The following is a 16,436-nucleotide window of genomic DNA, read 5'->3' on the forward strand; positions in this document are numbered from 1 at the left end:
CCATGACTAACGTTTATGATCAAGCTAACGAACTCGCAAAATCGCTTCAAGAAAGTCAAGAAGTTCAAGATATTACCGCAGCACTGAAATTGATCGAAGCGGATCCGGAAAGCAAGCGTATGTTGGACGATTTCCGTACGCGCCAAATGAATATTCAACAGCGCGTAATGAGCGGCGAAGTTCCTCCGCAAGACGAGATGGAACAGATGGAGAAGTTGTTTGAAGTGTTGAGCTTGAATTTGAATATTCGTCGGTTGTTCGAATCCGAACAACGCCTGAGCGTAATCATTCAAGACGTGAACAAGATCATTTCCGATAGCTTGGCGAATATGTACGATCCTCTTTAATTTTGTTAGATCTGATTAGAATGTAGCCTTATAAATACGATCGATTTAGCTCCGTTTCCTTCTATGGGAACGGAGCTTTTCGTTTTTTTAGCACAGTTCGGACAAGTTTAAAACCGTATAATTATGGTATAATAAGTATTACAGTCTAATACAGATTTTTGGGGAGGAGTACAACAGTTGGAAGGGCATGAACAGACCGTGACGAAGCACGAACAACTGCTACAGCATATTGAGCAGCTTAAAATCGGCACGAAGATCTCCGTCCGCAAACTTGCAAAAGAGTTGGGCGTTAGCGAAGGTACGGCATACCGTGCCGTCAAAGAAGCAGAGACGCTCGGCATCGTCATTACCAAAGAACGGATCGGAACCGTTCGCGTTGAGAAAAAACCCCGCAATATTACCGATCAATTGACGTTTGCGGATGTCGTGGACATCGTAGAAGGCCATGTACTCGGCGGTAATGCAGGGCTATCGATCACCTTGAACAAATATGTGATCGGAGCAATGGAAATCGACGCAATGGCTCGTTATATCGATACAGGAAGCTTGCTGATTGTCGGGAACCGGGAAAATGCCCATTCGCTTGCAATCGAGCATGGAGCCGGTGTATTGATTACAGGTGGATTTGGAACCAGCCGCGAAGTGAAAAGTCTAGCAGACCGTCTGGGGCTGCCTATCATTTCGTCTCGGCATGATACGTTCACGGTCGCTTCAATGATCAACCGAGCGATTTTTGATCGGTTGATCAAAAAGAAAATTATGTTGGTTGAAGATTTAGTAGGACTCAAGCCTAAGCCGTATTCACTCAAAACGAACCATACCGCCGCAGATTTTTGGCGTCTTGCTGAACGTACGGGCACAACGAGTATTCCGGTCACCGACGAATGGAACCGAGTCTTGGGCATTCTGAGCCGCAAAGACGTAGAAACTTTAGAACCTGGGCATATGATCGAACGTGCGATGGTACGTAATCCGGTGACAGCAGGGCTGCTCACATCGCTCGCTTCGGCGGCGCAGATCATGACGTGGGAAGGGATCGATTTTTTGCCGGTCGTCGATCGGAATCGCAAGCTTGCAGGCGTATTAACACGCCGCGAAGTGCTTCAAGCGATGCGAGATGCCCGTGAGCAAAGCAGTCTGGGCGAGACATTCGATCATCTGATCTGGAATGGATTCGCCGAAGAACGAGACGCCGAAGGGCGGTTGTTTTTCCATGGATTTATTACGCCGCAGATGGCGACCGATCTCGGAACCATTTCTGAAGGCGTGATGACTTCAGTGATGATTCAAGCCGCGCTTCGGATGGCAAAAGATTATAGCGGCAACGATTATGTCGTCGACAATATGAGCACGTATTTTATTCGGCCGGTTCAGATCGAAGACGCCGTGACCGTCATGCCGCTCGTGTTGGAAGTCGGACGCCGGATTTGTCGTTTGGAAATTGCGATTTCACATGAGGAACAACTGGTAGCCAAAGCGATGATGACGCTACATTCGATCGAAAACGCCTAAAATTGATTACACGAAAAGGGGGAACGTCTGCATGAACGATTTTGTCCATCTGCATGTGCACAGCGAATACAGTCTGCTCGATGGAGCGGCGAGGATCAAGGAACTGGTAGAACGCGCGGCGGAGCAAGGCATGAAGTCGCTAGCGTTGACCGATCACGGCGTCATGTACGGCGCGATTCCATTTTATAAAGCTTGCCGTGCAGCCGGTATCAAGCCGATTCTCGGGTTTGAAGCGTATTATACGTCGGATTCCCGGCATGAACGGGGCAGTCGCAAAGAACAACCGATCTATCACTTGCTGCTGCTGGCAAAAAACGAAGTCGGGTATCGCAATCTGATGAAAATGTGTTCGATCGGTCATTTGGAAGGCTTTCATTACAAGCCAAGAATCGATCGCGAAGTGCTGCGTCAGCATAGCGAAGGGATTATTTGTACCAGTGCTTGTATCGGCGGCGAGATTCCGCAGCATTTTTTGAACGGACGCCCAGAAGAAGCCAAGCTTGCCGCACTGCGTTACAAAGAAATTTTCGGCGAAAATTTTTATATCGAACTACAAGATCACGGTTTAACCGAACAGAAAAAAGTCAATCCTATGCTGATTGCCCTCGCAGAAGAGATCGGCGTGGAATTGATCGCAACGAACGACTCGCATTACCTGAAGGAACCGGATGCGGAGATTCAAGATGTTCTGATCTGTATCGGAACCGGCAAAACGATGGAAGACGAAGAACGTTTCCGTATTCCGACGCGTCAGTTGTATTTGAAAAGCGGCGAGGAGATGGCGAAATTATTTCCTCATCTGCCTCAAGCTCTTGCCAATACCGCCAAGATTGCCGATGAATGCGAGCTTGAATTAGAACTGGGTCACTCGATTTTACCTGCTTATGAACCTTTGCCCGAAGGCAAAACACCGCATCAATATTTGATTGATTTATGTAACCAAGGTCTGGAGAATCGCTACAGCGGACATTCTGAATGGAACGATTCGGCATATCGCAGCAAATTGAATGAACGTCTGGAGTATGAACTTGGCGTGATCGGGACAATGGGATTTTCTGATTATTTTTTGATCGTATGGGATTTTATTCGTTATGCGCATGAGCAAGGCATTGTCACAGGACCCGGCCGGGGATCTTCGGCAGGTAGTTTGGTCGCTTACACATTGAATATCACGGATGTCGATCCGATTAAATACAATCTATTGTTCGAACGATTTTTGAATCCGGCTCGGATTACGATGCCCGATATCGATATCGATTTTAGCGACGAACGCCGCGATGAAGTTATTGCTTATGTCACCGATAAGTATGGATCTAATCGGGTAGCGCAGATTATCACTTTTGGTACATTGGCGGCACGCGCCGCTGTGCGCGATGTCGGTCGAGTCTTAGCTCTGCCTTATGGAGAAGTCGATAAAACAGCGAAAATGATTCCGGTTCAAGTCGGCATGACGATCGACAAAGCGTTAACGCAAAATACAGCGCTGCGCGAAAGAGTCGAGCAATCTCCGGATACTAAGAAGCTGATCGAAACCGCGCTTCGCGTCGAAGGGATGCCACGCCATGCTTCTACCCACGCAGCAGGTGTCGTGATTGCGCGCGGAGATTTGACGGACTATGTTCCTCTACAAGAAGGCGGAGAAAAAACAGCGCTCACACAATATCCGATGGAAAGTCTGGAAGCGGTTGGGCTGCTCAAAATGGACTTTTTGGGGCTACGTACACTATCGATCATCGAGCGTTGTCAAAATTGGATCGCAGATCGAGAAGGAGCACCGGTCGATTTTAAAAAGGTATCGGAAAACGATCCGGGTACGTACGAGCTACTTGGGCGGGGCGATACGACAGGCGTATTCCAGTTAGAGTCGCCGGGGATTCGGCGCGTGATGAAAGAAATGAAACCTTCGGTCATCGAAGATATTATTTCGGTCGTCGCTTTGTATCGTCCGGGTCCTATGGAGTTTATTTCTAACTATATTCAAGTCAAGCACGGCAATGTGACGGCTCATTATCCGCATGAAGATTTGCGTCCCATTCTGGAAGATACGCATGGCATTATCGTGTATCAAGAACAGATTATGCAGATCGCTTCGACGATGGCAGGATTTTCGCTGGGCGAAGCCGATTTGCTTCGCCGAGCGGTATCGAAAAAAAAGCGCGAGACTTTGGATCAAGAACGCGAACACTTTGTACAAGGCAGTATCGGTCAGCAGTATAGCGAAGACGATGCCAACAACGTGTACGATATGATCGTACGTTTTGCCGATTATGGGTTCCCTCGTGCTCACGCGGCTGCTTATGGCGTATTGGCTTTCCAGACGGCATATCTCAAAGCGCATTACCCGGTTGAATTTATGGCTTCGATGTTAGCCGCTGTAACCGGAAATCATCGTAAAGTTGCCGAGTATGTGGTAGAGACTCGGAGGATGAATATTCCGGTGTTGCCGCCTGACGTCAACAAAAGCGGGATGCTGTTCACGCCATCCGATGAAGACGGCGTGCCGAGCTTGCGATTTGGCTTAGCGGCGATCAAAAATGTCGGCACGAATGCGATTCGTAATATCATCGAAGAACGTACCAAGCAGCCTTTTGAAAGTCTGCTCGATTTTTGCCGGCGCGTCGATCCTAAGATTTGTAATCGCCGTGTGATCGAAGCGTTAATTCAAGCAGGTGCATTTGATTCTGTTCCGGGGCATCGCGCTCAGCTTTTGGCGATGCTGGATGAAGCATTAGATGCCGCGACGAAGTGGCGCAAAGAGCGCGAAGATTTCCAAATCCAAATGTTCGATTTTATCGAAACGCCGAATTGGGAAATCGAATATCCGAATGTTCGCGATTATACCGCAACCGAACAACTCGATTTTGAACGCGAACTGCTCGGATTATATTTGTCGGGGCATCCGCTAGACGACTATGACCGACTGCTCAGCGAAACAGGCGCGCAAAAGCTGATGGAGCTTGGCGAAGCGCCAGACGAGAGTTATACCGTGACAGCAGGAATGGTCGTCTCGCTCAAAACGATTACGACCAAGCAAGGCAAAGCAATGGCGTTCGCCGAGATCGAAGATCAGATTGAACGTTGCGAATTGGTTTTATTCCCCGAAGTCTGGAAACGAAGCCAAGACGCGTTGCAGCCCGGCGCTTTAGTTGCACTACGCGCCAAAGTGCAGCAACAAGACGAAGGCTTCAAGCTGCTCGCTGACACCGTTCTTCCGCTTGGCGAAGAAGCAGTGCAAAGCCTTCTTGCCCGAAGCGCTGGGCGCGCTGCAACCGCTCAAAGCAAAGCGTCGTCTTCGGCATCTTCAAGCCGATCCGCAAAACCTGGCGCAGCTGCTTCGAAAGCGGCTACGCCGCAATCTTCTAAAGCGAAAGCAGCCGCGCCCAACACGAAGGCGCAGCAACCTGCTAGTGACGGAGTCAGCGGTGCAGCCGCCGCTGCCGTGCAGCAAGAATCGTCGCCGCAACGTCTTTTCGTGAAGATTACAGCAGATCGACGCAATCCAGAATTGCTGGAGACGCTCAAAAATCTGCTGCAAAGTCACCCGGGAACGATGCCGACCCTTCTTTTTTACGAAGATACGCAGAAGTTGATTGCGCTTAGCGAAGCATACCGGATTCAACCGTCGCCGGAACTATTTGAGCAGATGGAAATGCTGCTTGGATCTGGAACGGTTAAGGTCAAATAACTAGATATCAAGATCAGCCGAGATGTCGAAATGTGCATGTCGGCTCTCGGTCTTGGTCGATAGATGCCGATTCTGTTGCTAAAAAAAAGAGCCTTATGGTATTATAGAGCCATTATGCAGGGATACGGGTTCATCCGGGCAGTCGACAAGGGGGACATAGTTGTTCATGTGGACGGTGATCTATATCGCCTCTACCGCTAAACTTGCGGAGAAGCTTCAAAGCAGGCTGACCGAAGAAGGTTTTCTCGTCAAGATCCGTCCCGTCAACATGTCCAAACAGCAGTTCGAAATTTTGGTTCCTTCCGGCGAACTTGAAGAAATTCAAGAGGTGTTTAATACGATATTGCATTCTTGATTACAGATGCAGCTATCCGGTAAGGGCTGAATACGAGAGTATACGGTTTTAGAAAAACCTTTAAGGCGATGCCCGCCAAATAACGGCTGAAGAGGTGTAGTGGTGTTCAAGGATTTGTTTCAGAAAAAAAGAAAGTATGCGACCCTTCCTCCTGATCGTAACGTTGATCAAGCAAACGGCGATTCCGAGACGCAGCCGCGTCCAAAACGGGAGATTCCCGAAGGGCTCATGAATAAATGTAGCAAGTGCGGAACGATTCAGTATAGCAAAGAGCTGGAGAAAAATTTGAAAGTCTGCCCAACTTGCGGTAATCATATGCGTTTGAACGCGTTCGAACGTATTGCGATGACGCTGGATGAAGGCAGCTTTATTGAGCGCGACGACGATGTAACGTCGATCGATCCGCTTCAATTCCCGGGATACGCCGGAAAGTTGGAAGAGCAAAAGCTGAAATCGGCGCTGAATGAAGCTGTCGTAACAGGCGAAGGCGCGATTCACGGTCAACCGGTGGCGGTGGCAGTGATGAGCTTCGATTTCTTTAGCGGAAGTATGGGATCGGCTGTCGGCGAGAAAATTACGCGGATTATCGAACATGCCGGAGAACACGATCTGCCGCTTATTATTTTCTCCACATCGGGCGGCGCTCGGATGCAAGAAAGTATTCTGAGTCTGATGCAGATGGCAAAAACAAGCGCAGCGCTCGGTCAATTCGCCGAACAAGGCGGTCTATTTTTGTCCGTAATCACCGATCCGACAATGGGCGGCGTCTCGGCAAGTTTTGCGATGCTCGGCGATATCATTATTGCAGAACCAGGCGCGATGTTTGGCTTTGCGGGTCGAATCGTTATTGAGCAGACGATTCGTCAAAAGTTACCGGAAGATTTCCAGACTGCGGAGTTCAACTTGCAGCATGGACAATTGGATATGGTTGTTCACCGCAAAGAAATGAAAACGATGCTGGGCAAATTGATCGGCATGCACAGTACAAAGGAGGGGCTCTAAGCAAATGGCAGGAGAATTAGCATTTGAGCAGCCTCTTGTAGAGCTGCGCAAGAAGATCGATGAGCTGAAGCAGTTCGGACAAGATAAAGGGATTGATTTCAGCGATGAAATTTCCCGATTGGAAGAACGTCATGCAGCGTTGCAAAACGAAATTTATACGAATGTGACGCCAGCGCAAAAAATGCACTTGGCGCGCCATCATCAGCGTCCGACGACGCTGGATTTGATTCCTTACGTATTTACAGACTTTGTTGAATTGCATGGCGATCGGATGTTTGGTGACGATTTGGCGATTGTTGGCGGGTTGGCTCGAATCAACGGTACGCCGATCACGGTAATCGGTCATCAACGCGGCAAAGACACGAAAGACAATATCGCTCGCTTTTTCGGCAGCCCTCACCCTGAAGGATTCCGTAAAGCATTGCGTTTGATGAAACAAGCCGAGAAGTTCAATCGTCCGATTGTGACTTTTATCGATACCAAAGGAGCTTATCCGGGGAATACAGCTGAAGAGCGCGGACAATCCGAAGCGATTGCCCGTAATTTGCGCGATATGGCGATGCTCAAAGTTCCGGTGATTTGCATTGTTATCGGTGAAGGCGGCAGCGGTGGTGCATTGGCTCTGGGCGTAGGCAACCGCGTCCTGATGCTGGAAAACGCAATCTATGCGGCAATCTCGCCGAACGGTGCAGCTTCGATCTTGTGGAAAGACGCTTCGAAAGCCGATCAAGCGGCTGAAGCGATGAAGATTACCGCTTCCGATTTGCTGGAGATGGACGTGATCGAAGATATCGTTCCCGAGCCGCGAGGCGGAGCACATCGGGATTACGAAGCGACAGGTCTTGCGATCAAAGACGCGTTAACGCGCCATTTGGATCAATTGGCTCCTTTTAATGCACAAGGGCTGATTGCAGATCGTTATGAGAAATTCCGCAAAATCGGACAATACGCGTCCAAGTAGACTTTACGTAACTCCTAAGTAGTTTTTACATCAAAAACCTATACAAGAGCGCGATTTTAGTGTAGATTTAATTGTTGGTGAGGATATTATAACCTTCCGAAAACCGACTTCTATGCGCGTAGGATTAAGAGGTCGGCGTACCATAAACCGGCTTCTTTTTTGTTCGGGTATGGAAGGGTAGGCATAGATTCCTGTTTTGCTACACAAGTAGGGAAACGACAGAGAGAGTCCCCGAGAGGGGAACAAACAGAGATCGACAGAGATCAAAAAACGGAGGCACACAAATGCGTAAAACAAAAATCGTATGTACAATCGGACCGGCAAGCGAATCGCTTGAAAACACAAAAAAATTGATCATGGCGGGCATGAACGTTGCTCGGATGAACTTCTCTCACGGTGACTTCGAAGAGCACGGCAACCGCGTTAAAAATATTCGTCAAGCTTGCCAAGAGCTCGGCAAAAGCGTAGCTTTGCTGCTCGATACAAAAGGCCCAGAAATCCGTACAGGTAAAATCGCGGTTGAGCCTTTGGACTTGGTAGAAGGCGAGAACATCACGCTGACAACCGAAGAAATCGCAGGCGACAAAAATCGTTTGTCCGTTTCTTACTCGGATCTGCCAAAAGACGTATCGGTTGGATCGACGATCCTGATCGATGACGGTCTGATTGGTCTGACGGTAACCAAAGTTGAAGGTACTGAAATCGAGTGCCATATCGTTAACGGCGGACAAATCAAAAGCCGTAAAGGCGTAAACGTACCAGGCGTAAGCATTTCGTTGCCAGGTATCACCGAAAAAGATACGAACGATATCATCTTCGGTATCGAGCAAGGCGTAGACTTTATCGCAGCTTCGTTCGTACGTAAAGCTAGCGACGTTTTGGAAATTCGCGAATTGCTCAAAAAGCATAACGCAGAGCATATCCAAATCATCTCTAAAATCGAAAACCAAGAAGGCGTCGATAACCTGGATGAAATCCTGGAAGTATCCGACGGTCTGATGGTAGCGCGCGGCGATCTCGGCGTAGAAATCCCTGCTGAAGATGTACCGATCGTGCAAAAACAAATGATCGAAAAATGTAATCGTGCGGGTAAACCGGTTATCACGGCTACACAAATGCTCGATTCGATGCAACGTAACCCACGTCCAACTCGCGCTGAAGCAAGTGACGTAGCGAACGCAATCTTGGATGGAACAGATGCGATCATGTTGTCGGGCGAAACAGCTGCAGGTAAATACCCAGTTGAGTCCGTACAAACAATGTCGCGTATCGCTGAAAAAGCAGAATCGACAATCAACAACCGTGAGATTCTGAAAAAACAAAGCGAAGCTCAACAAAAATCGGTTACCGAATCGATCAGCCAATCTGTGGCTCACGCAGCATGGAACTTGGATGTTAAAGCGATCGTAACTTCGACAGAATCGGGTACTACAGCACGCATGGTATCGAAATACCGTCCGGTAGCTCCGGTTATCGCGGTAACGACTCAAGAGCAAACGCTGCGTCGTTTGGCACTGGCTTGGGGCGTTATTCCGGTTAAAGGCGAAGTCGCTGAAACAACAGACGAATTGTTCGAAAGCGCATTGCAAGGCGCGAAAAAATCCGGTCTCGTTCAAGAAGGCGATCTGGTTGTCATTACTGCGGGCGTACCACTCGGTCGTTCGGGTTCGACAAACCTGATCAAAGTGGATCATATTCACTAAAAATCGCTCATATTCCACAAAGTCGCCGTGCGAACGGCGGCTTTTTTATGCTGTTTTTTATTTGATGTCATTTCGTATACAATAGAAGTAGGCTTAAAGAAATAGGAATGAAGAAATAAGCCTACGGCTGGATGATACAAGGAGTGGGAGCTTATGAAGAAACTTGAACAAAACGTAGCGGACAACACACAAAAATGGTTCCGCACCGGATTGAAAGTTCGTTATCAAGAAACCGATAAAATGGCAGTCGTGTATCATACCAACTATTTAAATTGGTTTGAAATTGGACGGACAGAGATGATTCGCACCATCGGATTATCGTATCGACAAATCGAAGAACAAGGGCTGTACTTGCCTGTACTTGAAGCTAGGACAACTTTTGTCCAACCGGCTCGATATGATGACAAAGTGTGGATTTATACGCGGATTGTCGGATTTTCACCCCTGCGATTGGATTACGAATACGAAATCCGTCGGTGCGAAGATGAACAGGAATGGAATACAGATTCGATAGAATGGGATTCCAAAAAACCGCGAGCGGGAACGTTATTAAATACAGGAGCAACCGATCATGTCTGGTTAAATACCCAGTGGAAACCGGTTCGCTTAAATAAAGCCGCACCACATTTATATGAACAGATCGGCAAGTGGATCGATAAACCTGCAGAAGCGACAGGTAAAGGAGAGAACGGGCAATGAAAAACAAAATGACGATTTTATTCATATTGGCTGTAGTCGTCGAAGCTGCGGCTTTTGCATGGTTAATTGATTATTTCGGATTTTTCAAAACGTTAGTGCTGGCACTTGCGACTACCGTAATCGGAATCGCAATGGTTCAATTTGAAGGTCGCAAAGCGATGAACGATCTGAAGCTGCTTGCCGAAAGCGGACAGCCTCCCGGTAGAAAACTGGTAGACGGCGTATGTATTATGGCAGGCGGTGCTTTATTGATTGCCCCCGGCTTTATCACCGACCTGATCGGGATTACGCTTGTGTTTCCATTGACGCGTCCTCTGTATCACCGAGCAGCAATGCGTTGGATCGAAAAACGAATGAAAAACGGCAATATTACTTTTTATCGTCGTTGATACGTATAAGTTTACGAAAACCGTCCGCACTCTGCGGACGGTTTTTCTATAAGCAAGTCACTTGCAAACGCTTGCTCACTCCTGTAACATTAAGATTTGTAAGGGGTTTCAAATAAGTTATCACTGCGATAAAACAATTTGATGCCTCGTTTATCGTATAAATGTTCAAAAAAATGACAAAATCCGGTATGATGATTAAGGCACTATTGTGATAAGATTTGTTGTTTTCGGCAGAATTATAGACCGAAGCCCTAAACGTTTGTAATCCTATAAAAACGGTTACAATGATTTGGGATATGTTTCTGTAAATTCATGCTTGCATGTATCCGTTTCAATCGCAAAGGAGAGATGTACGATGACAGCAACTAAAGGTCTTGAAGGCATTGTAGCTACAACTTCTTCGATCAGTTCGATCGTAGACGGTGTGCTTACATACCGAGGGTATAATATCGACGACTTGGCGGCTAACGCTTCGTTCGACGAAGTCGCTTACCTGCTTTGGCATGGTGCATTGCCGAACGAAGAGCAACTGAGCAAACTCAAAGCTAATCTGGAGACATACGCTCCGGTTCCTGCTGAAGTCATTGAGCAAATGAAGCTGTATCCAAAAGATATGAACATGATGGCGGCTTTGCGCACAGCAGTATCTGCGCTAGCTTTGTACGATAAAGACGCGGACGATATGAGTGCAGAGTCCAACGTGATGAAAGCAGAGCGCCTGCAAGCGCAATTGCCGACACTCGTTGCTGCTTTGTCCCGTATCTCTGAAGGCCAAGAGCCGATTGCTCCAAAAGCAGGGCTTGGGCTGACTGAGAACTTCCTGTACATGATGAACGGCGAAGTTCCTGAGCAGACGGCAATCGAAGCTTTGGACAAAGCTTTGGTTCTTCATGCCGATCACGAATTGAACGCTTCGACGTTCGCTTCACGTGTAACGGTTGCTACATTGTCTGATATTTATTCCGGCGTAACTTCTGCGATCGGCGCGCTCAAAGGCCCTCTTCACGGCGGCGCTAATGAAGCGGTAATGATCATGTTGGAAGAAATCGGTACTCCAGATCGTGTAGAAAGTTATATCAATGACAAGTTGGCGAACAAAGCCAAAATCATGGGCTTTGGACACCGTGTATACAAAGACGGCGACCCACGTGCGAAGCACCTGATGGAGATGTCTCGTCGCCTTGGCGAAGCAAAAGGCGATTCGTCGCTGTACGAAATGTCGATCAAAGTCGAAGATCTCGTGACTTCGCAAAAAGGCTTGAAACCAAATGTCGATTTCTATTCGGCTTCGGTATACACGTTGCTCGGTATTCCGCGCAAACTGTTCACGCCGATCTTCGCGATTAGCCGGGTATCAGGGTGGACCGCGCACATTTTGGAGCAGTACGAAAACAACCGTCTGATTCGTCCGCGTGCCGAGTACGTAGGCGAGCTCGATCTGACTTACGTACCGATCGACAAACGCTAATTACGCAAGTAAGCCGTCCGGCGGTGAACCAAGCGGCGGACGGCTTTTTTTCGGCGTAATTCAGAAGTTCGGTTCAAAATCAGCTTGTGATACGCTACAATAAAAAAAGCTTGACCCCATTTTGAAGGAGGAATTCCATTCATGTCTACATTCGAAAAATTTACTGCACCGACTGAAGGCGAACAAATTCAGATTGATAACGGTACACTCGTTGTTCCAAACAATCCGGTTATTCCATTTATCGAAGGCGACGGTACAGGTCGTGACATCTGGAAAGCTTCCAAACGCGTTCTTGACGCGGCAGTGGAAAAAGCTTACAACGGCGAAAAGAAAATCGCTTGGTACGAAGTATTTGCCGGCGAAAAAGCATTCAATACATACGGAGAGTGGTTGCCAGCAGATACGCTGACCGCGATTCGTCAATATATCGTTGCGATCAAAGGTCCTTTGACAACGCCGATCGGCGGCGGTATCCGCTCGCTGAACGTAGCGCTTCGTCAAGAACTGGATCTGTACGTATGCTTGCGTCCAGTTCGTTACTTCGACGGCGTACCTTCCCCGGTTAAACGTCCTGAGCAAGTTGACATGGTTATTTTCCGTGAAAACACCGAAGATATCTATGCAGGGATCGAGTACCAAGAAGGTAGCGAAGAAGTGAAAAAAGTCTTGGAATTCCTTAAAAACGAAATGGGCGTTAACAAAATCCGTTTCCCGGAAACGTCGGGTATCGGTATCAAGCCTGTATCGGAAGAAGGCTCCAAGCGTCTGGTTCGCGCTGCGGTTCAATATGCAGTCGATCACGGCCGCAAAACCGTAACATTGGTACACAAAGGCAACATCATGAAGTTCACAGAAGGAGCTTTCAAGAACTGGGGCTACGAAGTGGCTGAAGCTGAATTCGGCGATAAAGTGTTCACATGGGCACAATACGACGAAATCAAAGAAAAAGACGGTACAGACGCAGCGAACGCAGCGCAAAAAGCAGCTGAAGATGCTGGCAAAATCATCGTAAAAGATGCGATTGCCGATATCGCGTTGCAACAGGTTCTGACACGTCCTACAGACTTCGACGTAATCGCTACGTTGAACCTGAACGGCGATTACCTGTCTGACGCTTTGGCGGCTCAAGTAGGCGGCATCGGTATCGCACCGGGCGCGAACATCAACTACGTAACGGGTCATGCGATCTTCGAAGCTACTCACGGTACAGCTCCGAAATACGCAGACAAAGACGTCGTGAACCCAGGTTCCGTGATCTTGTCCGGCGTTATGATGTTGGAACACTTGGGATGGCAAGAAGCAGCTGACCTGATCTACAAAGGTCTGGAAGCTTCGATCAACAACAAAACCGTAACTTACGACTTTGCTCGTCTGATGGACGGCGCAAAAGAAGTGAAATGCTCGGAATTCGCGAACGAAGTGATCGGCAACATGTAAGTTTACGCATCACGAACGGACGGGGGAGAAGTCGGGAACGACTTTTCTTTCGTCCGTTCTTTTTTATCCGATTTTCTTGTAATCAAGATTTATATCTGATCAAAGGAGGACTTACAATCATGACAATTACCCGCAAAAAAATTACGGTGGTCGGAGCAGGATTTACAGGAGCTACAGCAGCTTTGATGATGGCGCAAAAAGAACTTGGTGATGTCGTGCTGCTGGATATTGCGCAGTTGGAAAATCCGACAAAAGGCAAAGCCTTGGACATGCAAGAAGCGATGCCTGTACTTGGATTCGACGCCCGGATTACCGGAACATCAAATTATGAAGATGCCAGAGATTCGGATCTCGTCATTTTGACAGCAGGAATCGCACGTAAGCCGGGTATGAGCCGCGATGATCTGGTCAATACGAATGCGGGTATCGTCCGTTCCGTATGCGAGCAAATCAAAAAAGTCGCGCCGAACACCACCGTGATCGTCCTCAGCAATCCGGTTGATGCCATGACATACACCGCCTACGAAACACTCGGCTTTCCTAAAAACCGCGTAATCGGACAATCCGGCGTATTGGATACGGCGCGTTATTGCGCGTTTATCGCGGAAGAATTGAACGTATCGGTAGAAGACGTACGCGGCTTTGTGTTAGGCGGGCACGGCGATGATATGGTTCCGCTGGTGCGCTACTCTAGCGTGGGCGGAATTCCGATCGATACGCTGATTTCTCCTGAACGTATTCAAGAAATCGTACAGCGCACACGAGTTGGCGGCGGCGAAATCGTTAATCTGCTTGGCAACGGCAGTGCGTATTATGCGCCGGCAGCAGCATTGATGCAGATGGCAGAAGCCATCTTGAAAGATAAAAAGCGGGTTCTACCGGTTATCGCAAGACTTGAAGGCGAATACGGATATAATGATCTGTTCCTCGGCGTGCCGGCGATTCTTGGTGGCGACGGAATTGAGCGGATTTTTGAATTGTCATTAACCGAAGAAGAAAAGTCTGCACTGGATGTTTCTGCCGAATCGGTACGCGGTGTGATTTCTGTAGTTCAAGCCGGATTATCAAACTAAAGATTCGGTCAAGTTTAAATAGGTGAAATGGAAATTGGAAATGAGAAGAAAATTCTCTTTTTATCAAAGAAATGTTTGCGAATGGATGAGGTGTGGTAAGTAAGAAACGGAAGCTCGAAGACAACTACAGATCAACTGGAAGGGAGTTTTCTGAATGCCAGCCAATGAACAGCAAGCTAACGAAAAAAGACCGCAAAGCCCACCTGCACAACAACTTGAAGGTCATGGTTCGGAATCGGATATGACGCCGAGACCCGAATACATTTCGCCAAGTTACAAAGCAGCAGGTAAATTGCAAGGCATGACAGCACTGATTACCGGGGGAGATAGCGGGATCGGTCGTGCTGTCGCCGTTCATTATGCAAAAGAAGGCGCCGACGTAGCGATTTTGTACTTTAGCGAACATGGTGACGCTGAAGAAACGAAACGTCTGGTTGAAGCGGAAGGTCGAAACTGTCTGTTATTAGTCGGAGATGTAGGCGATGAGGCTTTTGCGCAAGAATCGGTCAAACGTGTCATCGACAAATTCGGTAAACTCGATATTTTGGTGAATAATGCTGCGGAGCAACATCCACAAGAATCGCTTACCGATATTACAGCCGAGCAATTAGAGCGTACGTTCCGCACCAATATTTTCGGTATGTTCTTTATGAGCAAAGCGGCATTGCCGCATCTGCAAGAAGGAGCTTCGATTATCAATACAACGTCGATTACGGCGTACCGAGGCAGCCCGGAATTGCTTGATTATTCATCGACAAAAGGCGCAATCACAAGCTTCACTCGTTCGTTATCGATGAGTCTAGCCGAGAAAAAGATTCGTGTAAACGGCGTAGCGCCAGGACCGATCTGGACACCGCTGATTCCAGCTACGTTCCCTGAAGAAAAAGTAGAAACGTTTGGCGAAAGCCAACCGATGGGCCGAATGGGGCAACCTTCCGAATTAGGGCCGGCTTATGTGTATCTGGCTTCACCGGATGCTTCATACGTGAGCGGGCAAATCATTCATATCAATGGCGGAGAAATTATCAACGGATAAAGACTTCGCTTCATAGACGCTATTCAGATCATAAAAAGCCGTTTGTTCGGAGTAGGAAGTGGAACTTCCACTTCTCACCGAGCAAACGGCTTTTTTTGTTTTTTGCAAGATTCGGTTAACGAACTTCCGGTCGCTGCGTTTCTTGACCGATCTGCGCGGACAATTCGTCCAACGTCATTTCAAATGCGGGAGCCAAATGTTTAAGGAAGTATTCGACTTCCTGCATCGCGGATTCGGCAAGTTTTTCTTCCGTTTGCTGCTTGGCGACTGCAAATTCCCGATTGCCGGCTGCGACTTCCCAGGCGCATTTGAGATAAGCATCGATTCGGTCAGCGGCTTTGACATACAGATGAAGTTCTTGATCTTCTGCGCTCGGTTCACTGGTTCCAATCAAGGACGCATAGACAGGCTGAAGCGGCTCTGGAGCCATATCCGTCAGACGCTGCGCGCCCATTTGCTCGATCATGCGGAAATTGGACAGCAGCGCTTCGTTATGATGTTTGACGGGTGTTGGAATATCGCCGGTAAACACTTCGGGAGCATCATGAAATAGAGCAAGCGTAGCCGCACGGTCCGCATTCAGCGATTTACCGTACATTTCATTCCCGATCGTACATAATAAATGCGACAGCAACGCGACGTGATACGAATGTTCGGCAACGTTCTCGGTCATCGTGCTGCGCATCAAACTCCAACGCTTAATGTGTTTCAAACGGTATAAATAAGCGGAAAATGGATAAGTCGTCAAAACAGGCACCCTTTCTTTGGC

14 protein-coding genes are annotated in these 16,436 nt (G+C 48.1%); 13 read left to right on the forward strand and 1 reads right to left on the reverse strand.

Annotated features, from left to right (window positions below):
* Positions 1 to 2 precede the first annotated feature (2 nt).
* The 13 genes from NOM90_RS08660 (at position 3) to NOM90_RS08720 (ending at position 15,667) form a co-directional block, all read left to right on the forward strand.
* Positions 3 to 347: a YlbF family regulator gene (locus tag NOM90_RS08660; RefSeq protein WP_255941356.1), complete on the forward strand. Its 345-nt coding sequence runs from the start codon at positions 3 to 5 to the stop codon at positions 345 to 347.
* Positions 348 to 524: 177 nt separating this feature from the next.
* Positions 525 to 1,859, forward strand: coding sequence for a DRTGG domain-containing protein (locus tag NOM90_RS08665; protein ID WP_255941357.1), 1,335 nt, complete (start codon positions 525 to 527; stop codon positions 1,857 to 1,859).
* Between the two features lie 31 nt (positions 1,860 to 1,890).
* Entirely contained in the window at positions 1,891 to 5,544 is a 3,654-nt protein-coding gene (locus tag NOM90_RS08670; RefSeq protein WP_255941358.1) for a DNA polymerase III subunit alpha, read from the forward strand.
* 166 nt (positions 5,545 to 5,710) lie between these two features.
* Positions 5,711 to 5,899, forward strand: coding sequence for a glutamate decarboxylase (locus NOM90_RS08675; RefSeq protein ID WP_255941861.1), 189 nt, complete (start codon positions 5,711 to 5,713; stop codon positions 5,897 to 5,899).
* Positions 5,900 to 6,001: 102 nt separating this feature from the next.
* A complete protein-coding gene (gene accD, locus NOM90_RS08680) occupies positions 6,002 to 6,901 on the forward strand; it encodes an acetyl-CoA carboxylase, carboxyltransferase subunit beta (RefSeq protein WP_255941359.1) in 900 nt (299 codons plus the stop codon).
* A gap of 4 nt (positions 6,902 to 6,905) precedes the next feature.
* Positions 6,906 to 7,862: an acetyl-CoA carboxylase carboxyltransferase subunit alpha gene (locus NOM90_RS08685; RefSeq protein ID WP_255941360.1), complete on the forward strand. Its 957-nt coding sequence runs from the start codon at positions 6,906 to 6,908 to the stop codon at positions 7,860 to 7,862.
* A gap of 284 nt (positions 7,863 to 8,146) precedes the next feature.
* Positions 8,147 to 9,565: a pyruvate kinase gene (gene pyk, locus NOM90_RS08690; RefSeq protein ID WP_255941361.1), complete on the forward strand. Its 1,419-nt coding sequence runs from the start codon at positions 8,147 to 8,149 to the stop codon at positions 9,563 to 9,565.
* Positions 9,566 to 9,718: 153 nt separating this feature from the next.
* Positions 9,719 to 10,264: an acyl-CoA thioesterase gene (locus NOM90_RS08695; RefSeq protein WP_255941362.1), complete on the forward strand. Its 546-nt coding sequence runs from the start codon at positions 9,719 to 9,721 to the stop codon at positions 10,262 to 10,264.
* A complete protein-coding gene (locus NOM90_RS08700; RefSeq protein WP_255941363.1) occupies positions 10,261 to 10,653 on the forward strand; it encodes an FxsA family protein in 393 nt (130 codons plus the stop codon). The genes NOM90_RS08695 and NOM90_RS08700 overlap by 4 nt, the downstream gene beginning before the upstream one ends.
* A 355-nt stretch (positions 10,654 to 11,008) precedes the next feature.
* Entirely contained in the window at positions 11,009 to 12,121 is a 1,113-nt protein-coding gene (gene citZ, locus NOM90_RS08705; RefSeq protein ID WP_255941364.1) for a citrate synthase, read from the forward strand.
* 141 nt (positions 12,122 to 12,262) lie between these two features.
* Complete coding sequence (gene icd / locus NOM90_RS08710; protein ID WP_255941365.1) at positions 12,263 to 13,558, forward strand: NADP-dependent isocitrate dehydrogenase; 1,296 nt, start codon at positions 12,263 to 12,265, stop codon at positions 13,556 to 13,558.
* A 119-nt stretch (positions 13,559 to 13,677) separates the two neighbouring features.
* Complete coding sequence (mdh, locus tag NOM90_RS08715) at positions 13,678 to 14,631, forward strand: malate dehydrogenase (protein WP_255941366.1); 954 nt, start codon at positions 13,678 to 13,680, stop codon at positions 14,629 to 14,631.
* A 154-nt stretch (positions 14,632 to 14,785) separates the two neighbouring features.
* The gene (locus NOM90_RS08720; protein WP_255941367.1) at positions 14,786 to 15,667 is read left to right on the forward strand and encodes an SDR family oxidoreductase; all 882 of its coding nucleotides are present in this window, start codon (positions 14,786 to 14,788) and stop codon (positions 15,665 to 15,667) included.
* A 115-nt stretch (positions 15,668 to 15,782) separates the two neighbouring features.
* On the opposite strand, the gene yfbR is transcribed toward NOM90_RS08720, so the two are convergent.
* Positions 15,783 to 16,415, reverse strand: a complete 633-nt coding sequence (yfbR, locus tag NOM90_RS08725) for a 5'-deoxynucleotidase (RefSeq protein WP_255941368.1) — start codon at positions 16,413 to 16,415, stop codon at positions 15,783 to 15,785.
* Between the last annotated feature and the right edge of the window lie 21 nt (positions 16,416 to 16,436).

Origin of the sequence: Saccharibacillus sp. JS10, from assembly GCF_024436065.1 — a bacterium.
GTDB lineage: Bacteria > Bacillota > Bacilli > Paenibacillales > Paenibacillaceae > Saccharibacillus.